This window comes from Mesorhizobium sp. B283B1A, assembly GCF_020165735.1.
Lineage (GTDB): Bacteria > Pseudomonadota > Alphaproteobacteria > Rhizobiales > Rhizobiaceae > Mesorhizobium > Mesorhizobium opportunistum.
Window position 1 is genome coordinate 19,504 of the sequence record NZ_JAIUIQ010000021.1, and the last position, 24,997, is coordinate 44,500.

Consider the following 24,997-nt stretch of genomic DNA (forward strand, 5'->3'; position numbering starts at 1 on the left):
GACGCAGAACTTCGATGCACTTCGCCGCCGCGAACGGACGTCCTAACTGGCGCCGCCTTGGTTTGTTCCCGACGCGCCTGCGCATCGTTGTCGGTCGCGGTCGCAGTGTGGGGTTCTGGATCCCGTCGATTTCGCCCCGCGCTGGATTATCGGAGCAGCCGCGGACTACTGCCGTTCGTACAGACCGAACTCAACTATTTGGGACCGTCGCTGGCTCGCGCACGAATTTCAGTTTGGGCGGGACGGCGAACTCCCTGAACCGCTCCGCCAGGCTGTCGAGAGCTTGACGCATGCCCGCTCCCGCAGCAGCCGCGCCGTGTCCACTGATGACCATCCGCGGCTTTAGCGCAGCCAGTTGCTTAACGGATCTTTCTGCCGCTTCCCAGTCCGGCGTGAAGTAGCGCGGCGGGCCATGCATCTCGAGATCCTGGACAGCAACCTCATAGACGGACTCCTGGCCGGTGGTGATGAACGCGTCCCCCACGATCAGCGAGCCGTCTTCCTCGCGCCAGAGCGAGATGTGCCCAGGAGCGTGCCCGGGTGTATGCAGCCATTGCCATCCGGGCATTCCGGGGATCGATCCGTCGCCCGGCAAGATCTCCAAACGGCTGCCAAGATCGATCGGCCCGCGTGGAAAAAGCGGTGAAAGCAGGGCCATCAGTCCACCCCCGACCCACGGATCCGGCGGCGGATAGGATGTTGTCCCGTCCAAGTGAGGACGCTCAAGCGGGTGCGCGAAGACAGGCACGTCCCACTTGTTGGCAAGGTCCAGAACCGGCCCCACATGGTCGAAATGGCCGTGGGTCAGGATAATTGCGGCTGGCCGTGTGTTCGTGCCAAACCGCTTTTCCGCGACCGCGAGAATGCTGCTGCGTGACGTCGGCAACCCCGTGTCGATCAGCACCCAGTTCCGATCACCGCCGCCTGGCGCGCCGAAGAACACGACGTTGACGATTGCCAGCCGCAAATAGCCCAAATCCGGTGCGATGCTCCAAGCGCCATCGCCACGATCCTCGCGTCTGGCGTGGTCGATCTCGGAAAGTTGAATCTGAACGGTCATGTGATCCCGTGCCTCTGTTGTTGCCGAGCAGCCGCTCGGGTTGATCGGCGGCCGTGTACATCGCCCGAACTTGGCGCGGGCCTGCTTGTTCCTCATTCGCAACCCAGCTCCCGGCATCACCACAGGAACAAAGCCTTGACCAATCGGTTCGGCATTACCCGGTCAGGCAAGGGCGAGGGGATGAGGGTATGCCGGACTGAGCAACGAAGAACGCGCCCAGTTGGATGCGCAGTATTTCGCCACGCGGTCCCGGTCCGAGCAAGGCGGTTGAAGCCGACTGGCCGAAGGAGACTTCGAATGAGCGATATGGGACGCAGGCACGAGCACCAGGCGGAGGCTTCGGATACGGAAGTTTCGCGGTTCGCCAGTTTTTTCATGGCGGGCTTTGAGTGCTCCTCGCACCGACGCAAGGACGGCGTTCGCCTCGACCTTATCCGCGCGACCTCGCATAATTTGCATGCCCTAGGCGACTATCGCGGCTGCGCCGAACTCGGCCTTCGCACCATTCGCGACGGGCTGCGGTGGCATTTGATCGAAACCGCTCCCGGGACCTATGACTGGTCAAGTTGGGCACCGATGGTCGAGGCCGCCCGGTCGGCAGGTGTCCAGGTCATCTGGGACATCTTCCACTACGGATCTCCAGACCATGTCGACCAGGGATCGCTGGATTTCATCGATGCCTATGCCTCGTTCGCGGCGGAAGCCGTGAGAGTGCACCGTACGATCGCCGGAACATCGCCTCTGTTTTGCCCGATCAACGAGATCTCCTTTTTCGCATGGGCTGTCGAGGTCGGTTACTTCCCGCGCGTGGGGCCGGAAAAACGGGGATGGTTCAAGCGGCATCTCGTGAAGGCTGCCATCGCGGGCGTGCGTGCAATGCGCGAGATCGACCCCGCCTGCAGATTTGTCTGGGCCGAGCCGCTTATCCATATCGCTCCTCGCGACGGAACCCGCGGCGAACGGCGTCGGGCCGAAAACGCCCGTCAGGGGCAGTTCGAAGCTTACGACATGTTGCTGGGCCGCGTCGAACCCGAGTTGGGTGGGAGCGAAGATGTTGTCGATGTCGTGGGCCTGAATTTTTACCCGCACAATCAATGGTACCTGAACGGGCCGACGATACCGATGGGACATCATGAGTACCGCGCTTTGTCGGAAATGTTGCTCGAAGTCGCTCGTCGGTACGGTAAGCCGATGTTCATCGCCGAGACCGGTTCCGAGGGATCCGGCGGGCCGGCTTGGCTCCACTATGTCTGCGACGAGGTGCGCGCCGCCATGAGTTCGGAAGCGCCGATCGAGGGCATTTGCCTGTACCCGATAACAGCCTACCCCGGCTGGGACAATTCGCGACATGCGGAGGTAGGGCTGTTTTCTGTCATTCAAGCGGATGGCATGCGACGCCTCCGTCAGCCCATCGCGGACGAACTGGTCCGTCAGCGAAATCTGTTCACCGCGGAACGGACGGGCTGACGGGTGTGGTCCGGGGCAGGGCGTCTGTCATGAACGCCCGCGCCCTTATGGATCAGCTCTTTGCGGTCTCCCCGGCCTCGCGCAACTTGGCATAGCGCAAGGTGACGTCGCTCAGGTTTTCCTTCAGCCAATTGGCCATGGCTTCCTCTTCGCTCAGATTCTGCTTGAGAACCCTTTCGGCGTCCTGAAAACCACCGGCCTCGGCCAGCACCAACAGCGAATTGTAAGCGGCGATCTCGTAGTTTTCGAATGCGAAATTCGCCAGGCTGTTCTTGATGATCTCGTCGCCGGCCATGGAATGCCCCATGGCAGCCATGGTGCCAACCATCGACAACGCCGTATCCTTGAGAGTGGAGTGCTCCTCGTCGAGACCGTCCAGGACGGCCTCAAGTCGCGTGATCTGGCCTTCGGTTTCCTGAATGTGCCGACGCAAACGATCGGCCACCTCTGGATAATTCTCGATACGCTCGACTTGGGGTTTCATTATCGATAGCGCCTGGTTTTCCATGGCGTGGGCGTTGCGCAAACCAACAACGAATATCTCACGGCTTTCTGAATCGAAGTTTGTGTCCATCGTAGTTCTCCTTTTGATTTTGCGCCCCCGAGCTTAGGTCCTGTATGCGGGGGAGCTTACCGCCAACTCCGCCAATGGCGGACCCGGGACGCTCTTCTGGATGCGGGAGAAAGTAGCCAAGGCCTGCCCGACCACCTGGTCCATGTTGTAATAGCGGTATGTTGCCAGGCGACCGACAAACCACACGTCGGGACAGGTTGCGGAGAGCGCTTCATAGCGCTTGTAGAGCGCTTCGTTTTCGGCCCGCGGCACCGGATAGTATGGATCCCCGATGTCGGTGGGATATTCGTAGGTCAGGCTGGTCCGCGAGCTCTGCTGGCCGGTAAGATGTTTGTATTCCGTGATGCGTGTGTAATCTTCCGTCTGGGGATAATTGACGACGGCGACCGGCTGAAACTGTTCGCGGTCCAGCGTAACGTGCTCGAAACGAAGCGAGCGATAGGGAAGGTGCCCAAGCTGCCAGCCGAAATATTCATCGATCGGGCCGGTATAAACCAGGCGCCTGAATGGTATCTTCTCACGAATTTCGCGGAAATCGGTCTGGAGCAGGATCTTGATATTCGGATGATCGAGCATGCGTTCGAACATCCGTGTGTACCCGCCAGCCGGCATTTTTTGGAAGCTGTCGTTGAAATAGCGATCGTCGCGATTGGTTCGGGTCGGCACTCGTGCTGTCACCGATTTGCTCAATTGACTGGGATCGACGCCCCATTGCTTCCTTGTGTAGCCACGGAAGAACTTCTCATAGAGCTCTCGTCCCACGGTGCTGACGACGACGTCCTCGGCCGTGCGAACGTCCTCTACCGTCTCGCGTCGTGACGCAAAGAAATCTTCCAGCTGCGTCGAGGTTAGGTTGAGCCCATAAAGGCGGTTGATCGTGTCGAGATTGATCGGGATGGGAACCAGTTTCCCGTCCACCGCCGCCAGCACCCTATGCTCGTACGGCCGCCATTCGGTGAACTGCGACAGGTACTCCACGATCGCTTGGCTGTTGGTGTGGAAGATATGCGGCCCGTAGCGATGGATGAGGATGCCGGCTTCATTGTAGCAATCATAGGCGTTGCCGCCGATATGGCCGCGGCGGTCGACCACGAGCACGCTCTCATGACGTTGCGAAGCTATCCTTTCGGCAAGCACGCTGCCGGCAAACCCTGCGCCGACGATCAGCCAGTCGAACATGGCTATGCGCTCCTGCGAAGGGGGACGACCTTCTTGCCTTGATGGGCACGCTCAATGTGAGCTGCCATGGCATTCCATGTTTTCTCCCAGGAGATGTTCGCGAGATAGGCGTCGACTCGCGGCCAGAGGGTTTGATGCGGTCGCGAAAGAACGGAGCGCAGCTTGATTTCCAGATCGTCACTGTCGGCGATTTCCACCAGGCCGGCGGCACCGTAGCTGCGCACCACATCCACGATTGCCGTCGAGACGACCGGCAGGCCCGCAGCCAGGAACTCCGGCGTCTTGGTCGGGCTGATGAAACGGGTCGCTTCGTTGAGCGCAAACGGCATCCACCCGGCATCCCAATGGCGCAAATAGTCGGGTAGCTCGCAATAGGGCTTCGCACCCAACCAGTGCAGATTTTCGGCTTGCGGCAGGCTTGAAGGATCAATCTTGACCACGGGGCCGAGCATCACGAAATGGACGTCGGGCATGGTCTTTGCCGCCAGCACCACGAGACGAACGTCCAGTCTCTCGTCGATGACGCCGAAATATCCCACCCTCGGGTGGGGAATGTCGGCCTGATCGGCTGGGTCCTTTCCCGGCTTCCTCGCCCTGTGGAAGTGCTGCACATCGATGCTGCTGGGGAAGGGGTAGATCTCATGATGCAAGCGGCGCTTGGTCTCGAACAGGCTCAGGCCGCCGGTGAAGACGAGATCGGCGCGGCGCAGAAGGGCCTTTTCCATCTGCCCCAGTTCTGGCGGAGCATTCTTGAACGCGGAGAGTTCGTCCATGCAGTCATAGACGCATATGTCTGCGTCGAGATACTCCGTGAAGCGAAGAGCCATCGGGGTGTAGTACCAAGCGATCAAGCGACTATGCGGCATGGCAGCGATTGCCTGCTGAACAAATCTCCGCTGGACGGCATCTGCTTTCGTGGGCGACGTGCCGAGCGGGAGCACCGGTGTCACAATCAGAATGTTTGACGACGCCTCGCTCGTCCGCATAAGCGGATGTGTCAGGTCTTCGAAAACAGGTTCTTCAAAGTAGACCACTCGCTGCTGCTTGGACGCGAGAGTGAGAATATGCTGTGGGCGTTGATGAACAAAATTCCATCGAAGGTGTGAGAAGCAAACCAATAGATTTTCGCGACGGGGGTATTTACTTCTGGCCACCCTGCCCAAGGCTGCTTCCATTGACATATTCCTTTTTATAGACGCTAATTTATTTTACGACTAACATTTGTTAATCGCGGGTGAAGGAGAACTAAACTTCGATTCAAGCTTCTAACTTTCGATCGGGTGAGTTGTTCCAAGGTGAAATGGAGAGGCTCAGCCCATCCGTTGGTCGACGAGCGCGAAGCTCAAACTGCCGCGTCGGGAATGGCTGTCGGCGCTTGCTTGCCATTGAAAGCGCGGTCGACCAGAGGAATGCGGTGGAGAGCGGCATTGCCGCATTTGCGCTGAACTCGTTGGTTATAAAGTGCGCGAGACATCAAATTGATTCGCCTTCATCGCTGCGCGGGTCCGAGTGCTAGGGCGAATTCCGGGGCTGACATGAAGATCGATTTTGAAACCAACGTTTTCCCGCTGTTTCATCCGCAAAGCGTGGATGATCTCAAGGACCCGTGCCCTGTCTTCGATGGCAGTGTGTGGCACGTCTTCGGTTCAAGCGGCACGGTCACGACCGAGACGTGGAGAATCCTGCATGCCACGGCGCCCGACCTCTATGGCCCGTGGACCGAGCATGAGCCGATCGAACTTCCGATCAACGGCACTGGTGTCGCGGCTCCCGGTGTGATCCACGAAAGCGGGGTGTTCCACATGTTTATTCAGACCGAGTTCATGAAGTCTGGTGGCCGTTGCGAGCACGCGATTTCCAACGACGGGTTCCATTGGGTGGTTCTCAGCCCGGCCATCCTTGCCATCCCGGACACGGAGGAGGATGGTATCTACGATCCGCATCCAGCGGTCATTGGCGGCAAGCGCTACCTCGCCTATTCGGCCATGCCGAAATTCACCAGGGTGCCTCAGCCCGACATCTATCTGGCGCGCAGCCAGTCCGATTCCTGGTTCGGTCCCTGGAAGCGGATCGGCAAGATCCTCGACCACAACGATGTTCCTCATCACAATACGAGAGAGGATCCAGATTACGAATGGGGCATAGAAGGCGCACAATTGGTCGAGTTGCCGGATGGCCGAGTGCTGCTCAACGCAACTTGCTTTCTTCCGAATGGCCTTCGGGGGAACCGGCAACGGGTGTTTTTTGCCATCGCGGACGAGGTCAGCGGACCCTACGTCTCCATCGGCCCGGTGCTCGAACCGGGGCAGCCGGGAGAGAATGGTCACTCGACGGTGATGATCGAAGGCAGCCAGCTTTCACTGTTCTACCAGAGCCGGGTTGCCGCAACCGATCACCGGTGGCGTTACGGCTTGGCCAGATGCGACGTCGCTCTGTTTTCAAAGGTTGCATGATCACTGCCATTCTGCACGCCGCGTCCTATCCAAGGAGCTTGCGGCAAATGTCGCGAACGAGCTGTGGCAGGACCTCGAACGCATACCCGACATGCAGTCGCTCGAGCGGCGTGTGATAGTCTCGTCCCCAGGGACCGATATTGATCGTCGGAATGTTGGCCAGGGCTCGCCGCGGTGGCCATCGCACGCTGTCCTTCCAGGCCGGCGTGTTGCGGGCAACGATGTCGAGAGAGGATTCCTCGGCTTCGCCAAGGAAGCTCATGTCGGAGATGCCGGCGAAATAGTCCGTGCAACCGACCGCGCTGCCGTGGCGCGCCATCGCCTCGGCGGCGACGGTGACGGCGGCGGCTCGCAACCGGGCGGCGGCCGGCAGTTCGGAAAGGTTCGTCGGCAGATAAGGGATTGACCCGAAGCCTGTAACGATGGCCGGCCCCGTCAACCGGCTGAGTTCCCAAGCCTGCTCCGTTATCAATCGGCATTTCTCAGGCAGCGCGAGATCGCCGGCAGCAATCGAGGCGGCAACAGCTTCGAGTTGCGCCCGCTCCGGCTGGCCCAGACGCTCTATCAAAGTCTCGTACCGGTGGACCGGAACAGACCTTGCCGTGTCGACCTGGCCTGTCGTTGCACTGACGCGGCTCTGCAGTTCCTGGAGAAGGCGCGAGGCCGCTTCGGCGCATAATTTGTCGAACCGGTCGAGCATCTCAGTGGGTGTCCGGCGATAGCTCAGCACATTGAAGCTGGCATAGGCCACCCGCGGCGTGGTGACATCGTATCCGGTCTTTCCGTCCCGTATCCCAAGGAGGCTGGGCGGCGTGCCTGGTGCCGATCCACCCTCTTCGGTGAGTTCGGGCGCCCATTCCAGCCGAGCAGCGATTGCGGCGGCGATGGCCGCCGCGTTGAGGCCATTCAGGGGAAAACCGCTATGTGTGGGAACGCCAACGACAAAGGCGGTGGGAAGCAGCTTGCCCACTGTTCCCAGGGCGATCACGCGTCCCTTGCTGCCGTCGCCGTCATCAGCGATCGCGTCGAGATTGATTGCCGCGATCAGATCGAGGTCGCGCTCTTCGCAGATTTCGGGCAGCATCCGTGCCGCCTTGCGGGCACCGGCGGAATTGTTCTCCTCGTCCGGCACGGCGATAAAAAGCAGGTTTCCAGACGGCTTCGCCTCTCCGGCGAAATCGGCGCATACGGATAGGCCCGCCGCAAGGCCGGCCTTCATGTCGAGAAGGCCACGTCCGGCCAGGAAATCGCCGCCCGCGAGATCGCGATGGGCCAATCTGGCGGCTGGAGCCTCGGCTGCGACGAGGGAATCGCGAAGTGCTCGTGTCAGGGCCTCTGGCCGAGTGGCCAGATGCTCCAAGTGCCTATAGTCGCTGGTTCCAACGGTGTCGTAGTGACCTGTCAAAAGCACCGTTGAGCGTCCTGTGCCGCGAAGCAGCATCGCCACGCAGTGACGGCCGTCCCGAGGTCCGATCTCGATCGTCCACACCTCGGCGTTCCGGAATGCTGTCTCCCGTCGCAGTTCGCCCGCCAACCACGGGCCGAAAGCGGCCTCGCCGTCCGTCCCGGTGACGCTTTTCTGTTCGGTGAGTTCAACGGCCCAGCGCCGCGCGTGGCTGGACAGCGTCACGGGAAACCTTTGGATCATTATCGTCCTGACATTCGGGTTGGCGCGGTGAACAGTATCTTGGGCAAGCGCCATCTCTCAAGCACGGTTCGGTGTGTTCCAGGAAAATCCCCCGCGGAAACATTCCTGCTCGGAGGAACTTTCGGACCCGGGGCAGCTTTTGTTTTGATCACACGCAAACGATGAGGCGAAGATGCAGGTGCTCGATACAGCCGTACATATCGGGCCGGAGAATATCGTGGTCGAGTTTCTCGGCGAAGGCGGCCAAAAGATCGCCACCACCACTGTCTTGTCCGACCGGCAACTGCCGCTCGCTGAAGCCGCGCTGGTCGCTCGGCAGATGATGGTCCAGTGCGCTGTTCGGCATCGCGGCCGCTCGGAACGGTTGGGCGGTGCGGGTTCGCGATGGCAGCGGCAACATAGCCGTATCCGTATCCATTGATTTCGAGGCCGCAAGACGAGCGAAGGCGGTCGCTGGACGAAGGAGCTGATCGCCCGCTTTGCAGTGGAAGGCCAGTTAGATGTACAATTTCATGTCACTGCATGCGATCGCCGCCCGGAGAAGCGACGGGTTGCGACCGGAACTCATCCGGCTGTTTCAGGTGCGCGCCGCCTTGAAGGCAGCTGGCGTCGCAGACCTGCAATCATATAATGGCGCCGGCTTTGAGCAGGCCGGACCAAATCCGGTCGGAGACGCTGGGGCAGGCAAGATAATGTGGTCCCTCTTCCTGCCGACAGAAGGCAACAGCCAGGCTCTCCGGCGCGTTAGGCTGTTGAAACAGGGATAGCGGCAGAGGTCGCGCTGCTGGTTTGGCGCCCGGCGACGGCCATCGCTGATTACCCCAGCCCGGCATATCGTTGCATCCCTGTCGAATGTCGAACAATGGCATCGAACACGCCAGGGCCGGGCAGGCCATTCCTGACATGTTTTGCTGACAAAGCACACGCACCACGGCTCGATCGCAAAACCTTTCGTTCATGGAACATCCAACGTTTCTCGAAGTTGGGCAGCCAAGGAGGAACGTGCCATGAACAGTGTTATCTATCTTATCGGCCTTGTCGTTGTCGTGCTTGCTGTCCTCTCTTTCCTCGGTTTTCGCTAGGTGGTGACCATGCAAAGTGATGACGGCCAGGGCCGTAAACCCTCTGATTTCGACCAGGCGAAACGTGATGTCTCCGACAGGCTTCGTCAGGAAAAAGAACGCGCGAACGAGTTGCTTCACGATGCTCGCGACGAACTGACCAGCAAGGCTGGCGAGTACGCAACAGAAGCCACGCAGGTCATTTCCGACAAGGCGGAGGAGGCGCAGCGCGACGTCGGATCGAGCCTGGCGGCACTGGGCGGCGCACTGCGCGCGGCCAGCGATCACCTGGCCAACAACGACGAAAGGACCGCATCGAAATTTGCGCTGGACGCCGCCGGTGGCCTGGAGCGGCTTTCCTCGTCACTGAAACAAAAGCCGTTCGGACAGGTGCTTGAGGACATGCAGTCTTTTGGCCGACAAAATCCCGGTGTCCTCCTTGCTGGATCGGTGCTGGCCGGACTGGCGCTCGGCCGGTTCATCAAGGCTTCTCCACCGGCAAGCCGTCAAGCATCTCAGAATGCTTCGGAAGACGCCAACTCGCAGACTGCTCAGCCGGCTGAACGGGCTGACGGCTCGTGGGGATTCGACCGTATCGGCGATGATGTCGCCACGCAGCATGCGGAGCAAGACAGATGAACACGCAAGACAATCCCAGCCTCGCGACCCTGGTAACCGACCTGGCCCAGCACGCCACCACGCTGGTGCAAACCGAAGCCCGACTTTTGCGGGCAGAGCTGTCCGAAAAGCTTACCAAAGCGGGATCGGGCGCCGCCGAGGTGCTGGGCGGCGCGATCTGCCTGCTCGCGGCCCTACTGGTGCTGCTGCAGGCACTCGTCATCGCTCTGACACGGGCAGGGCTGGGCGCCGGGTGGTCCTCCCTGTTGGTCGGTGTGGTCGTGGCAATTCTTGGCATCATCCTGCTGCGGACCGGAATGGCAAGCATGGCGCCTTCCGAACTTACACCCGACCGAACCCAGGAACAGCTCAGGCGCGACGCGAATGTGATCAAGGAACAAGTGAGATGAACGAGAAATCCGCAGCCGAATTTGAACGCGAGGCGGAGGCCGCGCGCGCCAGGGTAGTGGAAACGGCCGAATCCATCCGAGGCAAAATGACACCGGGACAATTGCTGGACGAATTCACCGGCATCTTCTCCGGCGGAGAGAGTTCGGCCATGCTCGACAACCTGAGAACGCAGGTCAGGGACAATCCCTTGCCCGTGACGATGGTAGGTGCGGGCCTGGCTTGGCTCATGCTGGGCAGCGGTCCTTCAACCGGCGGCCGACGCCCGGCCGGTTACGCGGCGGCTATGGCGCCCGGCCGTCGTGACGATGCGGATGGTGGAGCGTCGGGCAGTACGCTCGCCGACGCTGCCACGTCGCTCTCCTCGGCTGCAAGTAGCGTCGGCGACACCTTATCGAGCGCGGCATCGATCGCCGCCGAGGGGCTGACGAGCAACGCGGCGAGTGCAGGATCGGCGACTGGCGACATGGCTGCGAAGGCCGGCCGCTCGGCTCAGGAGCTACTGAATGACCAGCCCTTGGCGGTCGCGGCGGTCGGTCTCGCGATCGGCGCCGCGATAGGTGCCATGCTGCCCCACACCGCAATGGAGGATGAGCAACTGGGGGGCTATCGCGAACAGCTTCGCAACACTTCTCAGGACATGCTCAACCAGGGCCTTGAGCAGGCCAAACAGGTTGCCGCCGACGGCTATGAAACGGTCAAGCACGAAGCTGGCCGGCAGGACAAGGACGCAGGCACATTGGCCGACCAACTCGGCGGGATCGTCAAGTCTGCGGCCGACGCGACGGAGCAGTCCGTGCGCGAGCGGACTTCGCGCCTTTCGGAGGAAGAATCCTAGACGACGGCAGCTTTTCGATGGGGTCGTGGCCAAGACCGCCGGCGTCACTCGCTTTCCCGTCTAGTCTGCGGCCGACAAGAAGGACGCGTCCGTGCGCGAGAAGCTTTCGGACGTCGAAGCCTCGGCGGGCAAGACATCCTAGTTGCGCTCTGACCGCCACGGTGCAGTCGATCAGCGGCGTGTTCGCCGGCGACGAGCCCATGAAAGGTCTCTGGCGAGCTTCACGTTCGAACCTATGGAATCGCGTCCTATACGATCCTCATCATCGGCTCCAATGCCGCGGGCGAGGGCGAGATTGCACGTGTGTGTGAACAGTACCTGCGCAAAGGAGCAAGCCATGGCCGAGTGGCTGAAGGACAACCTTCCGCGAGTCGCCGAGACCTTTCTGACGCGCGTGGAGCCGATAGCGACAGCGCCAGGCGGAGGATCGACTTAAACCCGGAGCCTGCCGCGGTGCCGCGGGCGGGATGCTCAGCCAGTGGTCGGCTATCACGAAGCCGTGGCTCGGCACGAACGCCGTTCGAATCCAGGAACATTCCTTTGCCCAGGGGGTTAGTATTGCTCCGCGTTACCGGAGCGCTCGTGTTGCTTTCGAATTTCCAGGAGCAGTCGTTTGACGGGCCTCTCGCGGCCATGGCGTCAACGGCGAGCCACCACCTTGTCGTGCCGGGAGATGGGCAGGCCGCGATCGCTCGGGGCCTGACGACTATTCCGGACCAACCGTGCGGACGGGAAGGCCAACGCGAATGAAGATCGCGCTGGCTTTTCTCATGCTCCTTGCCCTAGCCGCTCCGACACTTGCCGAGCCGCCGACGATGGTGATCGGTTATCTCGGTGAACAGCGCAAATCGCCTCTGCCGCTCGGGCCGCTGGATGAGGCCGTTGCCGATGAAGGCCTGCAGGGCGCTCGGCTCGGCATTGCCGACGACGCCAGCACCGGCCGGTTTCTCGGCCAGCAATTCCGATTGCGGGAAAAGATCCTGAAGCCGGGCGAGGCTCCGGCCGAGGCCGTCAAGGAGTTCGCCGCCGCGAACGTCAGCTTCGTCGTCGCCGATCTCGACGCCGACCGGTTGCTGCAGGCGAGCGCCGCCCCAGGCGCCGAGCGGATGACGCTATTCAACAGCCGCGCCCCGGATGACCGGCTCCGCCAGGACGATTGCCGCAGGAACGTGCTGCATACGATACCAAGCCGCGCCATGCTCGCCGATGCGTTGGCGCAATACCTGATTTGGAAACGCTGGCAGCACTGGTTTCTGCTGGTCGGGCCGCATCCCGGGGACCAGGCGATGGCGGCCGCCTTTCGACGGGCGGCGGCTCGCTTCGGAGCCGAGATTACGACCGATCAGCCGTGGACATTCAGGCCCGCCAACGGTCGTGCCGATACCGGGCATGTCACGCTGCAGACCGAAATACCCGCGGTCACGCAGGTCAGCGACTATGATGTTCTCGTGGTCGCCGACGAGGCGGATGAGTTCGGCGCCTATCTGGAGGAGCGCACTGCTCTGCCGAGGATCGTCGCCGGCACCCAAGGGCTGGTCGCCACCGGCTGGAGCCCGGTCAGCGAGGAGTGGGGCGCAACCCAACTGCAGGATCGTTTCCACAGGCAGGCCGGGCGCTGGATGCTGCCCAGCGACTATGCCGCCTGGCTCGCGATGCGCAGCATTGGCGAGGCAGCGACGCGCCTGCACAGTCTCGATCCCGCGGCGATCGCGCAATACATACGCGACGACGCGTTTCTTCTCTCCGGCTTCAAGGGGCAGGGGCTCAGTTTCCGTGCCTGGGACGGACAGATGCGCCAGCCCATCTTCATCGCAGGGCCGCGCCTGCTGGTTTCCAGCTCGCCCCAACCGGGCTTCCTGCACCAGCGCACGCCGCTGGACACGTTGGGCATCGACCTGGAGGAGAGCACATGCAAGTTCTGATCGCGCTGCTTTTGGCGGCGCTCGCTCTTGCCGCTCCCGCCGCCGCCGAGACCGTCTATGTGTCCAATGAGCAGGACAATGCCGTCGCGGTTGTCGATGGCGCGACGATGACGTTGCTGGCGACGATCGACGTTGGCCGACGTCCGCGCGGACTGGCGCTCTCGATCGACAACAAGTTGCTGTTCGTCGCGGAAGGTGACGACAACCGCATCGACGTGGTCGACGTCGCGAAACGTCGGGTGGTCGGGCAGTTGCCCTCGGGAGCCGATCCGGAATTCTTCGTGGTCCATCCGGACGGCAAGAGGCTGTTCGTGGCCAACGAGAACGACAATCTGGTGTCGGTGGTGGACATCGCCGCGGCCAAGGTCATCGGCACGGTGGATGTCGGCGTGGAACCGGAAGGGATGGCGGCCAGCGCTGATGGCCGCTATGTCGCCTGTACGTCGGAGACCACCAGCATGGTCCATCTGATCGATGCAGCCACCCTCGAACTCGTCGACAATCTGCTGGTCGACACCAGACCGCGCGCGGCTGTGTTCACGCCAGACGGCAAGCAATTGTGGGTCTCGTCGGAGATTCGGGGCACCGTCACCGTTTTCGACACGGCAACTCGAGCGCAAACTGGCAAGATCGAGTTCGCCGTGCCGGGTATTCGACGCGAAGGCGTGCAGGCGGTCGGCATGGAGATCTCCCGCGAGGGCGCGACCGCCTACGTGGCGCTTGGACCCGCCAACAGGGTGGCCGAAGTGGACGTCAAGACGCTGACGGTCCGTCGGCTCTATCTGGTTGGCCAACGGCCATGGCACGTTGCGCTCTCCGCCGATCAGAAGCGTCTGATCAGCGCAAACGGCAATTCAGGCGACATCTCCTTCATCGATCTCGAGAACGAGGAAGTGGTGAAATCGCTGCCGGTGGGCCGCGGTCCCTGGGGCGTGGTGATCGGCCCATGAACGCCTTGTCGGTCGACCATCTTAGCCACAGTTTCGGAAGCCGGCGGGTTCTGGATGACATTTCGTTTTCGGTGCCGGAGGGCGGGATGTGCATTCTGCTTGGACGCAACGGCGCCGGCAAGACGACACTGTTCTCGCTGATCACCGGCCTCTACCACGCCCGCGCCGGGTCGGTCCTGGTCTTCGGCCACGCGATGAACGCGAACCCGTCAACTGCGCTTGCCGAAATGGGCGTTGTCTTCCAAGAGCCGACGCTTGACCTCGACCTGACAGCCGGCGAGAACCTGCGCTACCATGCTGCCCTGCATGGCCTTCCCAAGGCGTTGAGCAAAGAGCGTTCCGTCGAGGAGCTCAGCCGGCTCGAAGTGGCTGACAGGATTGACGATCCTGCTCGCGCTCTGTCTGGCGGCCAGCGGCGGCGTGTCGAGATCGCACGGGCGTTGATGCACCGGCCGCGTCTTCTGTTGCTCGACGAGCCGACCACCGGTCTTGATGTGCCGGGCCGGCGCGCCCTCGAGCGGCATGTGCGCGACCTCTGCTGGGACCGTGGCATTGCCGTGCTTTGGGCCACGCACTTCCTCGAAGAAGTGAGCTCGGCCGACCGCGTCGTGGTTCTGCACGAGGGAAGGGTGCGTTGGGGCGGCCGCGCCGACCGCCTCGCTGCCGCTCTCGGAGTGGCCAATACGGCCGAGGCGTTCGCCTCGCTGACGGGCTCGCCATGAAGATGGATCACGCGTTGCGGGCACTCACGGGCATCGTGCTGCGAGAAACGCTGCGCACGCTCAGGCAGCGCGGTCGTCTGTTCTCGGCAATCGTACGGCCGCTGGTCTGGCTAGCGATCTTCGCCGCCGGCTTCCGATCCGTGCTGGGCCTCTCGATCACGCCGCCCTACCAGACCTACGTTCTTTACGATGTCTATGTCGTGCCCGGCCTGGCGGCCATGATGCTGCTCTTCCACGCCATGGCGAGCTCGCTGGCCATGGTCTACGACCGCGAGATGGGCAGTATGCGCCTGTTGCTGACGGCGCCGTTGCCGCGCTGGTACCTGCTTGCCGCGCGGCTGCTGGCCAGCGTCGTCGTCGGCCTGCCGCTGGTTTATCTGTTTCTGGTTATTGCGCGCTATTGGGATGTTCGGCCGCCTGCTCTCGGCTACGTGGCGGTATTTCCAGCGCTTTTGCTGTCCGGCCTGATGCTTGGTGCCTTCGGATTGCTCGTATCGTCCATCTCGACCCAGATGGAGAACTTCGCCGGCGTGATGAATTTCGTGATCTTCCCAATGTTCTTCGCCTCGACAGCGCTCTATCCGCTATGGCGTCTGGCCGAGGCGGGGCCGGTCTTGGCAACCATCGCCGCCTGGAACCCGTTCAGCTCCGCGGTCGAGTTGATCCGCTTTGCGCTATATCTGCGCTTCGATGCCGTTTCAGCCCTCGTCGTTCTCTTCTGCCTGCTCGCATTCTTCCTGGCAGCCGTGCTCGGTTATGACCCCGGTCGCGGCCTTTGGTCACGGCGCCCCGGAGGTTAGTCACTTCAGAGCATAGAGGTAGGCCGCGATATCGCGCGCCTGCTGCTCCGTAATCCTGGTCGATGGCATGGCCGTGTGCGGATTGATGTCCCTGGCCGATCGTATCCAGCGGACCAGGTTCTCTGGATTGTTAGTCAGGACGCCGCCGATTATGACACGGTCGGCGAGGCTGGAATCGAGGCGAGGACCGACTTGCCCCTGCGCGCCCGGCACCCCCGTAATCGTATGGCAGCCAGAGCAGCCGTTCGTGGTCATGATCGGCAAAGCGCGCGCAACGTTACCGCCTGTAGCCGCCTCCGCCTCATGCCGGATGCGCGCGGCCCGATCGGACCACAAGGTCAGCCCGGCAACAGCCGCGGTGAGCAGCACCAGCAAGGCACTGGCGGTGGCAAGCAATTTAGACAGGCCAGGGCGCATGCGCCGCCTCCCTCCTTCCGCTCGCCCTGATCCACAGCCCGGCCAGCAGCAATGCCGCCCCGCCATAGATCAATCCGGCCGGCACCCACATCACCAGCCCGGCAAGCTGCTGGTCTTCGAGGGGGCTCAAATTCCACAGCGCCGCCCCCACGGCGTTCTCCGGGTACCAGAGCCGTGGCGAAAACAACAGGAGAACGCCGAGCAGGCCAGTGTGCAGCGAGGTGACGAAGAGATGCATCACCGCGCCGCCATAGTTGTGCTGACGGCCGGAGCGCGGCAAGATCGCCCACCAGAACAGCAGGCCGGTTCCAAGGAAGCTCGCGTGCTGGGCATAGTGCAGCACGCCGCGCTCCAGCGCTGCCTCGAACACCGTCGGAATGTGCCAGATCCATATAGCGACGCCGTGAATAATGGTCGCGCTGAGCGGCCGGGTTGCGAAAGCCCAGACCGCCTGCAACCATCCGGCGTGCCCGGCAATTCCCAGAATGTGGCGGAAGCGGGTGGGGAGGCCCCACATCAAGGCCGCGGCCGGGCAGGCCGCGACCAACAGCGGCGCCGCCAGGGCCATCAGCAGTTCATGCTCGATCATATGCGCCGCAAACACCTGCTCGCCGAGCGCGTGAATGGGGCTGACCAATGCGGCTGTTAACACGCCCCATCCGGCCGTGAACAGCAGCGCCTGGCGCAGCCGCAAAGTCCTGCCGCGGCGGCGGCGCCGCCAAAGCCGGCTCGCGCCCACGACATAGACGAGACCGAGGGCGGCAAGCGGCAGCGTAATCGGCAGTGCCAGCGTCCATCCGGCTTCTGGCGCGCCGGCACCATAGCAGATCGATGTTGAGAACAGCGCGTCGAGGTTCATCGCAGGCACTCGTCCAGGACGAGCGCGGCGCTGCCTTGCATGACGATGACAAGTGCAAACAGCAGCGCCGATAGCATGCCGAGATTGGCGACAAACCGTTCGGTGCCGCCCGTACGCTCCGGCTTGAAAGCGGCACCGCCTCGGCGCTTCGCCCGCCAGGACAGCGCCCCGCCGAGCAGAGAAAACAAGATGAGCAGCAGCGCCAAGGGAAGCACTACCGGGACCTGCCGGTTGCACTGCCAGGGGACCAGCGCATAATTCAGTTGCGTCGAGAGTGCCCATGCCAGCGGGCCCGACAGAAGGCCACCCCAGGACGTTCCCACACGCAATGCACGCATTTCAGCCTAGCCTCGGCAGCCAATAGATGAGCAGGTAGATCGGAATCCAGGTCAGGACCACGAAGTCCCAGTAGAAGACATTGTCGCCGACATCGCCGAAGCGACGGCCGCTATAGCCATGGCGCGTGAACATCAGCACAGCCAGCACGATGGTGTCGCCGACATCGGTTATGAGATGCGTGGTGTGCAGCCCGAGGAGGACCCAGAGCATCGATCCATAAGCATTGGTGTCCCAATAGATGTTCAGCGCCGGAAACTCGAACCAGCGCACGACAAGCGGAGCCAGACCGAGCAGCGACATCACCACCATGCCGATCCGCACCGGCCCGATCGCGCATTGCTTCGCGTAACGTTTGAGGATGTGGTTCGGCACCAGGCTGAGGATGAGGAGCAGCGTCACGATCGTCCCCGGCCAATGGTTGGGCTGCGGAGCGCTTAGACGCCAGTTGGGCCACAGGGTCGCGAGATAGAGATAAGCGCCTGCCGCCAGCGCGAAGCCGGTGCCTTCGAGTGCCATGAAGCCTAGCGTGCCCCACCACGTCGGGCTGCGCGGACCATGTCCAAAGGTCGGCAGGCCGGAAATATCGGCGGCGGGGCGCTGGTTCATTCCTCGTCCTCCGGATCGCCCTTGGGCCAAAACCATCCGACCAAAGTGATGGCGATCGGTGCGGCGCCCCAGACAACTGCCCATGGCGTAAATATCGAATAGACAAATGTACCGCCGACGGAGAGCGCCGCAAGCAGCGGCCAGATCGACGGCGTCGCCGATTTCTCGCGAATGTCTGGATGGGCTTCGGCAACAGTCGAAATGAGAAGCTCGCGTGCATCGACCCGCAACCCGGTCGCCACGGGCAGCGCTTCGCGCTCGGCCCAGAGCGGCTCGACATGCGTGACAATCGGAATGCGCGCGAAATTATAGCTTGGCGGCGGCGAAGACGTCGCCCATTCCAACGTGCCGGCATCCCAGGGATTGTTTCCGGCCGGTGCGCCCTTCAGCGCGCCATGCGCAAGGTTGAAAGTGAACAGGACGAAGCTCAGGAAGAAGAGCACCGCCCCGGCCGAGATGAAAAGGTTGATGTTTCCCCAACCAAGTTCGGCCGGATAGGTGTAAACCCTGCGCGGCATGCCCCACAGCCCGACGAGATGCATCGGGAAAAAGGTGGCATTAAAGCCGATAAACGCCAGCCAGAAATGCCAGCGGCCGAGGCGTTCGCTCATCATGCGGCCGCTGATCTTCGGGAACCAGAAATAAGCCGCGCCAAGCAGCGGAAACACCGAGCCGCCAATCAGCACGTAGTGGAAATGCGCGACGACGAAATAAGTATCGTGGACCTGAAGATCCAAGGGCACCGAGGCGAGCATCACGCCGGTTAGGCCCCCGATCACGAAGATGAAGAAGAAACCGAAGACGAACAGCATTGGCGTCCGGATCACCGGCCGGCCATCCCACAGTGTCGCGAGCCAGCAGAAGATCTGCACGCCGTTCGGAATGGCGATCATCATGCTGGATGCGGTGAAGAAGCTGGCGCCAAGCTTGGGCAAGCCGGTGGCGAACATGTGATGAACCCAAAGGCCGAACGACAGGAAGCCGACCGCGATCAGCGACAGGACAAGCCCGAGGTGTCCGAAGGTCGGCCGCCTAGCGAAGGCGGGGATAATTGAAGAGACCATGCCAGTGGCCGGCAGGAAGATGATGTAGACTTCCGGATGGCCAAAGAACCAGAAGAGATGTTGGAACAGCAGAGCATCCCCACCTTCCGCCGGGTTGAAGATGTGCGTGCCGACCAGACGGTCCAGGATCAGGAACGTGGAGGTGATCATCACCGCCGGCATCGCGAAGACGACGACGAAGGAAGTGACTAGCATCGCCCAGACAAAGAGCGGGATCTTGTCCAGCGACATGCCGGGGGCTCGCTGCTTGAACACTGTGACGATGGTCGCCACCGCGACGGCCAGTGACGACACTTCGGTATAGGTGATCATCTGCGCCCACACGTCAGCGCGCTTGCCCGGTGCGAATTCGGGACCGGACAGCGGCACGTAAGCAAACCAGCCGACATCGGGCGCCATGTTGAGCGCGAAAGACACCCAGGCGAAAGCGCCACCCGAAACGTAGATCCAGTAGCTGAAGGCGATCAGGCGAGGGAACGCGATGTTGCGGGTGCCGACCATCAGCGGCACGAGATAGATGCCGGTCGCCTGCACGATTGGCACAGCGAACAGAAACATCATCGTAACGCCGTGCATTGTGAACAGCTGGTTGTAGAGGTCCGGCCCGATCAGGCCGCGCCGGGGACCTGAGAGCTGGATGCGCATGGCGACGGCATTGAGCCCGCCCAGGCACAGAAATACGAAGGCGGTGATCAGATAGCGCCGTGCGATGACCTTGTGATCGACGCTCGACAGCGCCCCGACGATGCCGGGAGGCGTGCGCCATGTCCGCGCCAGCCAGCGATGCAGGCTGGCTTCGTCCATGCCGGTGTCGCGAGGTCCGTCGCGTTCGGGAACAATGTCGCCCTTGGACGCTGTGTCCGGCTCCGGGATTTCGCGCTCGCCTGTGATATCGGCGCTGCTCATTTCAGACCCTCGAGATAAGCCACGATGGCGTTGAGCTCGTCGCCGCTAAGATCGACCACCGGCATATGGGATCCGGGCTTGACACCTTGCGGGTCGGCTATCCAGGCGGCGAGATTGCCGCGGCTCATCGTCAATGTTCCGGCGGCCAGGGTTTGCCGGCTGGCTATATGGGTCAGATCGGGAGCGACCGTTCCTCCAGCCGGCGTGCCGCCTATTCTGTGGCACATCACGCAGGGGCGCCTCAGAAACAGATCTTGGCCGGCTTTCGCCTCGGCATCGGTCGGCGCCGCGGCCGGCTGCAACTGGTCGTTCCACCACGCGTCGAACTTTTCACGCGTTTCGGCGATGATGAAGGTGCCCATGTTGGCGTGCTGCGCGCCACAGAACTCGGCGCATTGGCCTCGATAGACGCCGGGCTTGTCGGCCTTGATGTCGAGCACGTTCATGTGGCCCGGAATGAGGTCGAGCTTGCCGGAAAGGCTCGGGATCCAGAAGGAATGGATGACATCGGTCGAGGTCAGAAGAAGCCTCACCGGCTCGCCGGCAGGGATATGGATCTCGTTCGCGGTCGTCAGGATGCGGCCCGGCGTGGCATCCTCATAGCGCACCTCCCACCACCATTGATGCCCCGTGACCCGAATGGTCAGCGCTGCATCCGAGCCGATCGCGGCGAGCGTCCTGTTGGCGAAGAAGCTCAGCAAGGTCAGCCCGACCAGTATCACCGCGGTCAGCGCGACGGCGATCAGAACCACGCGAAGCTTCCGGCCGTCCGCGCCGACGTCGATCGCAAGCGGTTCCGCCTGCGCGCGCGACCGCATCATCAACGGCGCGGCAACCGAGATCATCACCAGCACCCACACCACCGCGCAGAGGCCGGTGAAAAACCAGATCAGCCATGCCAGCTCGCTCGCCGCTGGACCTTTCGGGTCGAGAGCCGATTGCCAGCCTGCGCATCCCTGGAGCAATAGAGCGCTGGCGGTGGCGAACGCCATCGAGACGAGGCGCTTCACGGCGACTTCCCCAGCGTGGCGGCGTCCGGCATTCGGTTTTCCGAGGGATGCACCATCATGTCGTCATTGCGCGATGGCGCAGCGGACGAGGGTGCATTGCCGCCCAGCGACCGAACGAAGGCAGCAAGCTCCCATATCTGGTCGTCGGGGATCTTGTCGCGGAAGCTCGGCATGCCGTTCGGCCGGCCGTCGCGGATGGTGGCATGAATGCTTTCCATCGAGCTGCCATAGATCCACTTCTCGTCCATCAGGGCCGGTCCCATGCCGCCGCCGCCATTGGCATGGCAGCCGGAGCAGTTGAACCAGCTGAACAGGCGTTTGCCCTCGCTCATGTGGAAGGCGTTGGCCTCGAAGCTCGCCGCCTTATTCTCGGAAGGTGAGGGTCGCTGGCCGCCCGGCTCCAGCGTGGTCACAGGCGCCGGCTGCTCGCCTGAGCCGAGCGCCGATTGCGGCCGCGTGTCGCGCTCCTCACGCTGGCAGGCGGCCAGGGCCATCGTCAAGGGCAGCACCATCGCCAGAGCCAGCCTCATCGCACCGGACTCCCGGGCATGTCCAGACGCGGTACGCCGTATTGCGCCAGAACCGCATCGATCTCGGCCTTGTGTCTGGCAAGCGCGCTGTTCACATCGCCGCGCAGCGCATCATCCTCGCGCCGAACACCCATCGAGATGTCATACATCAGCGGCAGTTGCGGTCCGTCGATGCGAGGCGTGACAGGGGTGATCCGGAGGGGTACCCTCTGCTTCTGGGCGAAATAGCCCGCGAGCGGACCCCAGACCACCGCGAGGTCGATTTCGCCGCTCGCCACCGCCTCGACGATGCGCGCCGGAGGATTGGGAGCGGAGTAATCGCCATAGACAGGGTAGCCGACGAGATGCCCGACGATGCCGCGGCGGCCGAGCGCCTGGACAGGCGGCGAGTTGGCGCCGTCGTCGCCGATGAGCTGAACACCGATCCGCAGGTCGCGCAGCCGCGGATCATTGAAGGAGGTCACATCCGGGCCGCTCTGGCGGGTCACAAAAACATAAGACGAACGATAGTAGGGCGCGGTGGTGCGCAGCATCTCCAGATTGGCCGGCGTGCCGGGCACGAGATCGCAGCGACCTGCCTTCAGCGTGTTGCGGATAAAGCCGCGGCGCTGCGCCCACCAGGTGTAGGTCAGCTTGGCGCCGAGATCGCCGGCGATGATTTCCGCGATCCTGTTCTCGAAGCCCTGACCGGCCGCGTTGGAAAAGGGCAGGTTGTTCGGGTCGGCGCAGACCCTGAGCTCGCGGGTGCCGGCTGTCGCTGGTAAGACCAGCAAGACGAGCGCGGTGATGCCGCGCGCCATCCGCGGGAATACATTCCGTGCCACGCTGTGGATCAAGCCGAATACATCAGGGCAGACGGAACACATAAAGCGTGCCTCCCGCCGTGGTCGCGTTCTTCAGGTCCTTCATCGCATTGACAAAGCCGAGCGCGGCGGTGGCATCGCGCGGGTCGAGATCGCCCGATACGATCGCGCCGGCCCAACCGCCGACGCCGGACAATATGGCGACATATTGGTGGCCGTCCGGGCCACGATAGGTGATGGGTTGACCGATGATGCCCGAAGAGGTCTTGAACTGCCAAAGCAGGTCACCAGTCTTCGCGCTCACCGCCTTGAACCAACCTTCCATCGTTCCATAGAAGACCACGTCGCCGGCGGTCACCACCGCGCCGCTCCATACCGGGAAGTTCTCCTTGAGGCTCCAGGCTGGTTTCTCGGCGGCGATGTCCCAAGCGGTGAAGGCGCCGCGATTGCCGCCAGGGCCTGGGATCATGCGCACGTTCATTCCGACGTAGGGCGTGCCGGCGATGTAGTTCACCTCTACGCCTTCTTCGTCCATGCACAGATTGTTGTGCGGGATGTAGAGCAGGCCGGTTTTCGGCGAGAAGGCGGAGGGCTGCCAATCCTTGAGGCCCGAGGCAGTTGGGCAGATGTCGCGGACGACCTTACCAGTGCCGGTCTTCTTGTCCGGGTTTTCCGCCAACTTCCCGGTTTTGAGATCGACGCCCTTGCTGGAATTGACAGGGCCATAGGGTTTTGCAGACAAGACCTCACCGGTGGTCCGGTCGAGGACGTAGAGATAGCCATTGCGCTCCGGCCGGACCAGCACCTTGCGCGGCTTGCCCTGCCAGCTCATGTCGAGCAGGACCTGTTCGTTGATGCCGTCATAGTCGTGCAGGTCGTGCGGGCTCCACTGATAGAACCATTTCGCCGCTCCGGTATCGGGATCTCGGGCAAAAATGCCTGATGTCCATTTGTTGTCGCCGGGCCGCAGATCCGGATTCCAAGGCCCGGGATTGCCGGTGCCGTGGAAGATCAGGTTGAGATCGGGGTCGTAGGAGATCCAGCCCCACATGTTGCCGCCGCCGATCTTCCATGCTTCTGGCGGCCATGTCGTGACGCCAAGATCCTTGCCTTTGTCCATGTCGTAATGCGGTTTGAAGTCCGGCCCGATCAGCACATCCTTGTCGGGGCCGGTATTGTAAGCCGTCCAGACGACATGACCGTCGCCGGCGTCGAGCGCCTTGACCCAGCCGCGAACGCCCATCTCGCCGCCGGAATTGCCGACCAGAACTTTGCCTTTCACCACCAGCGGCGCCATGGTGATGGTCTCGCCGATATTGATGTTGCCGATATGGGCGTTCCAGATTGGCTGGCCACTATTAACATCGAGCGCGATGGTATGGCCGTCGAGCGTATTGAAGAAGATGCGCCCGTCGGCGAAAGCCGCGCCGCGATTGACGACATCGCAACAGGCAACCCCTTGCGCGGCGGGCTCGGGATTGGGCTCGTACTTCCATTTCATCGGCGCGCCGGGCTTCGAGAGGTCGAGCGCGTAGACGATGTTGGGAAACGGCGTCACGATGTACATGGTGCTGCCGACGACAAGCGGCGCCGCTTCCTGGCCTTTGTTCACCCCGGTCGAAAAAGTGAAGGCCACCTGAAGGTTCTTGGCGTTGCCTTCGTTGATTTCGGCGAGTTCGCTGTAGCGGGTCGAGGCATAATTCTTGGCGGGCATAGTCCATTGCCCATCGTCGGGCGGTGCGGCCGCGGCGGGCGGCGAGATAGTTGGCGACGGCGGAGCGTCCGAGGCGGCTGTCACCAAGGGAGCGCAGGCCAGCAGCAGCACCGCAAGAATTCCCTCAGAATATTTCCGGGGTGCCGCCGAGCGCTTGATAGGTGCCGCGTGAGCGCAGGGTCTTGCCGATTGCGCTGCTTGCGTCATTTTGGCGTCGAACCACCGACGCCGGCGCCCAGTTCATCCGCTATGTCGGCCTCGTGCCCGGCACACAGCGGATGACCCCAGCCGGAAGCGCTTTTCCCGCCGGGGTTGAGATCGTAGATAATGGCGTCCTTGCGATTGGGATTGACACCGGCCGGAACCTTGTCGAGGCCGAGGCCCGCGCGGACGCGCCAGGCGACATTGTGGTCGGCGCAGGAAGAATCGCCGCTGACGCCGAGGCCGCCCACAATTCCCTTGCCGTCGTAAAGGGCTAGGCCGCCGCCAAACACCACCACGCCTCCGATCGACTTGCCGATCAGCGGGTCGTTGGCGCTGCCGAACCTCTTGGCGTCGCCGGCAAAGGCCGCGGCTTGATTGGGGGGATTGGTGAACTGTAAGCCGAACAGCGGACCCCCTGGCTGCACCCCGGCATAAAGGTTGGAGGTGGACAGGGCCATGTTAGCCAAGCTGAGGCCATTGGCTGTGTTGGCCTTCTCAGCCGCGATCAACCTGCTGCCGGGCCACTGCGCATCGACCGCGGGCCCGCTGAAGGCAATGGCGCAGACTATACCGTCGCGGGCGACGATCGCCGCCCATTCGTTGGTCTCGAAGCCGCCATTTGCCGGGCCGCCGCTCGCCTTTACGTTGGCCTTCAACGCCGAGAGCAGCCTGTCGTGATCGGAAGGGCAAGGCGCCTGCGCCCAAGCAGCACCTTGCGGCATCGAGCCGAACGCCAAAGCCAGGAAACCAAGAGTTAGTGGCGAGAACCGACGATGTGCCATGGCCTCGATGCATGTTGTTGAACATCATCCCAACTGGTAGTCGGTTCCTTTGTTCCTCGATGC

The 24,997-nt window shown here is 62.4% G+C and carries 25 protein-coding genes; 9 read left to right on the plus strand and 16 right to left on the minus strand.

Annotated features, from left to right (window positions below; translation table 11 throughout):
- Nucleotides 1-190: 190 nt before the first annotated feature.
- Nucleotides 191-1,060 (minus strand): MBL fold metallo-hydrolase, encoded by an 870-nt coding sequence (locus tag LB577_RS18960; protein WP_224687940.1) that lies wholly within the window; start codon nt 1,058-1,060, stop codon nt 191-193.
- 297 nt (nt 1,061-1,357) lie between these two features.
- Here LB577_RS18960 and LB577_RS18965 point away from each other — a divergent pair, with 297 nt between their 5' ends.
- Nucleotides 1,358-2,527, plus strand: a complete 1,170-nt coding sequence (locus LB577_RS18965) for a beta-glucosidase (protein ID WP_224687861.1) — start codon at nt 1,358-1,360, stop codon at nt 2,525-2,527.
- 52 nt (nt 2,528-2,579) lie between these two features.
- Here LB577_RS18965 and LB577_RS18970 read toward each other — a convergent pair whose 3' ends face one another.
- Genes LB577_RS18970 through LB577_RS18980 form a run of 3 tightly spaced genes read right to left on the minus strand, consistent with a single transcriptional unit; the run spans nt 2,580 to nt 5,314 of the window.
- Nucleotides 2,580-3,101, minus strand: coding sequence for a ferritin-like domain-containing protein (locus LB577_RS18970; protein WP_224687862.1), 522 nt, complete (start codon nt 3,099-3,101; stop codon nt 2,580-2,582).
- A gap of 33 nt (nt 3,102-3,134) precedes the next feature.
- Nucleotides 3,135-4,280 carry a UDP-galactopyranose mutase gene (gene glf / locus LB577_RS18975; RefSeq protein ID WP_224687863.1) on the minus strand — a complete coding sequence of 382 codons (1,146 nt, stop codon included), beginning with the start codon at nt 4,278-4,280 and terminating at the stop codon, nt 3,135-3,137.
- A 2-nt stretch (nt 4,281-4,282) separates the two neighbouring features.
- Nucleotides 4,283-5,314 carry a glycosyltransferase gene (locus tag LB577_RS18980; RefSeq protein ID WP_224687864.1) on the minus strand — a complete coding sequence of 344 codons (1,032 nt, stop codon included), beginning with the start codon at nt 5,312-5,314 and terminating at the stop codon, nt 4,283-4,285.
- Nucleotides 5,315-5,815: 501 nt separating this feature from the next.
- Between LB577_RS18980 and LB577_RS18985 the strand changes: the two genes are divergently transcribed.
- Entirely contained in the window at nt 5,816-6,733 is a 918-nt protein-coding gene (locus LB577_RS18985; RefSeq protein ID WP_224687865.1) for a hypothetical protein, read from the plus strand.
- Nucleotides 6,734-6,758: 25 nt separating this feature from the next.
- Here the strand turns inward: LB577_RS18985 and LB577_RS18990 are convergent, their stop codons facing one another.
- Both LB577_RS18990 and LB577_RS18995 read right to left on the minus strand, forming a co-directional pair.
- Nucleotides 6,759-8,381 (minus strand): M20/M25/M40 family metallo-hydrolase, encoded by a 1,623-nt coding sequence (locus LB577_RS18990; RefSeq protein ID WP_224687866.1) that lies wholly within the window; start codon nt 8,379-8,381, stop codon nt 6,759-6,761.
- Between the two features lie 148 nt (nt 8,382-8,529).
- A complete protein-coding gene (locus tag LB577_RS18995) occupies nt 8,530-8,781 on the minus strand; it encodes a hypothetical protein (protein WP_224687867.1) in 252 nt (83 codons plus the stop codon).
- 691 nt (nt 8,782-9,472) lie between these two features.
- On the opposite strand from LB577_RS18995, the gene LB577_RS19000 reads away from it, so the two are divergent.
- From LB577_RS19000 to LB577_RS19030, 7 genes are all read left to right on the plus strand, one after another.
- A complete protein-coding gene (locus LB577_RS19000; RefSeq protein ID WP_023767846.1) occupies nt 9,473-10,081 on the plus strand; it encodes a DUF1206 domain-containing protein in 609 nt (202 codons plus the stop codon).
- Nucleotides 10,078-10,470: a phage holin family protein gene (locus tag LB577_RS19005; RefSeq protein ID WP_023767847.1), complete on the plus strand. Its 393-nt coding sequence runs from the start codon at nt 10,078-10,080 to the stop codon at nt 10,468-10,470. Before LB577_RS19000 ends, LB577_RS19005 begins: the two co-directional genes overlap by 4 nt.
- Complete coding sequence (locus tag LB577_RS19010) at nt 10,467-11,306, plus strand: hypothetical protein (protein WP_224687868.1); 840 nt, start codon at nt 10,467-10,469, stop codon at nt 11,304-11,306. The genes LB577_RS19005 and LB577_RS19010 overlap by 4 nt, the downstream gene beginning before the upstream one ends.
- A gap of 746 nt (nt 11,307-12,052) precedes the next feature.
- Nucleotides 12,053-13,228, plus strand: coding sequence for an ABC transporter substrate-binding protein (locus LB577_RS19015; protein WP_224687869.1), 1,176 nt, complete (start codon nt 12,053-12,055; stop codon nt 13,226-13,228).
- On the plus strand, nt 13,216-14,178 hold the full coding sequence (locus tag LB577_RS19020; protein WP_224687870.1) for a PQQ-dependent catabolism-associated beta-propeller protein: 963 nt from the start codon (nt 13,216-13,218) through the stop codon (nt 14,176-14,178). Before LB577_RS19015 ends, LB577_RS19020 begins: the two co-directional genes overlap by 13 nt.
- A complete protein-coding gene (locus LB577_RS19025) occupies nt 14,175-14,900 on the plus strand; it encodes an ABC transporter ATP-binding protein (RefSeq protein WP_224687871.1) in 726 nt (241 codons plus the stop codon). Before LB577_RS19020 ends, LB577_RS19025 begins: the two co-directional genes overlap by 4 nt.
- The gene (locus LB577_RS19030; protein ID WP_224687872.1) at nt 14,897-15,700 is read left to right on the plus strand and encodes an ABC transporter permease; all 804 of its coding nucleotides are present in this window, start codon (nt 14,897-14,899) and stop codon (nt 15,698-15,700) included. Before LB577_RS19025 ends, LB577_RS19030 begins: the two co-directional genes overlap by 4 nt.
- Here LB577_RS19030 and LB577_RS19035 read toward each other — a convergent pair whose 3' ends face one another.
- The 10 genes from LB577_RS19035 to LB577_RS19080 are packed head-to-tail and all read right to left on the minus strand — an operon-like array spanning nt 15,701 to nt 24,874.
- Entirely contained in the window at nt 15,701-16,117 is a 417-nt protein-coding gene (locus LB577_RS19035; protein WP_224687873.1) for a c-type cytochrome, read from the minus strand.
- Complete coding sequence (locus tag LB577_RS19040) at nt 16,098-16,976, minus strand: cytochrome c oxidase assembly protein (protein ID WP_224687874.1); 879 nt, start codon at nt 16,974-16,976, stop codon at nt 16,098-16,100. The genes LB577_RS19035 and LB577_RS19040 overlap by 20 nt, the downstream gene beginning before the upstream one ends.
- Complete coding sequence (locus LB577_RS19045) at nt 16,973-17,314, minus strand: hypothetical protein (RefSeq protein WP_224687875.1); 342 nt, start codon at nt 17,312-17,314, stop codon at nt 16,973-16,975. Before LB577_RS19045 ends, LB577_RS19040 begins: the two co-directional genes overlap by 4 nt.
- Before the next feature lies 1 nt (nt 17,315).
- Nucleotides 17,316-17,921 (minus strand): heme-copper oxidase subunit III, encoded by a 606-nt coding sequence (locus tag LB577_RS19050; protein ID WP_023767856.1) that lies wholly within the window; start codon nt 17,919-17,921, stop codon nt 17,316-17,318.
- Complete coding sequence (gene ctaD, locus LB577_RS19055) at nt 17,918-19,891, minus strand: cytochrome c oxidase subunit I (RefSeq protein WP_023767857.1); 1,974 nt, start codon at nt 19,889-19,891, stop codon at nt 17,918-17,920. Before ctaD ends, LB577_RS19050 begins: the two co-directional genes overlap by 4 nt.
- Nucleotides 19,888-20,901 carry a cytochrome c oxidase subunit II gene (coxB, locus tag LB577_RS19060; protein ID WP_023767858.1) on the minus strand — a complete coding sequence of 338 codons (1,014 nt, stop codon included), beginning with the start codon at nt 20,899-20,901 and terminating at the stop codon, nt 19,888-19,890. The genes ctaD and coxB overlap by 4 nt, the downstream gene beginning before the upstream one ends.
- Nucleotides 20,898-21,431, minus strand: coding sequence for a c-type cytochrome (locus LB577_RS19065; RefSeq protein WP_224687876.1), 534 nt, complete (start codon nt 21,429-21,431; stop codon nt 20,898-20,900). Before LB577_RS19065 ends, coxB begins: the two co-directional genes overlap by 4 nt.
- The gene (locus tag LB577_RS19070; RefSeq protein ID WP_023767860.1) at nt 21,428-22,231 is read right to left on the minus strand and encodes a substrate-binding domain-containing protein; all 804 of its coding nucleotides are present in this window, start codon (nt 22,229-22,231) and stop codon (nt 21,428-21,430) included. Before LB577_RS19070 ends, LB577_RS19065 begins: the two co-directional genes overlap by 4 nt.
- A gap of 46 nt (nt 22,232-22,277) precedes the next feature.
- Nucleotides 22,278-24,155 carry a methanol/ethanol family PQQ-dependent dehydrogenase gene (locus LB577_RS19075; RefSeq protein WP_224687877.1) on the minus strand — a complete coding sequence of 626 codons (1,878 nt, stop codon included), beginning with the start codon at nt 24,153-24,155 and terminating at the stop codon, nt 22,278-22,280.
- Complete coding sequence (locus LB577_RS19080; RefSeq protein ID WP_224687941.1) at nt 24,152-24,874, minus strand: heme-binding protein; 723 nt, start codon at nt 24,872-24,874, stop codon at nt 24,152-24,154. The genes LB577_RS19075 and LB577_RS19080 overlap by 4 nt, the downstream gene beginning before the upstream one ends.
- Nucleotides 24,875-24,997 lie beyond the last annotated feature (123 nt).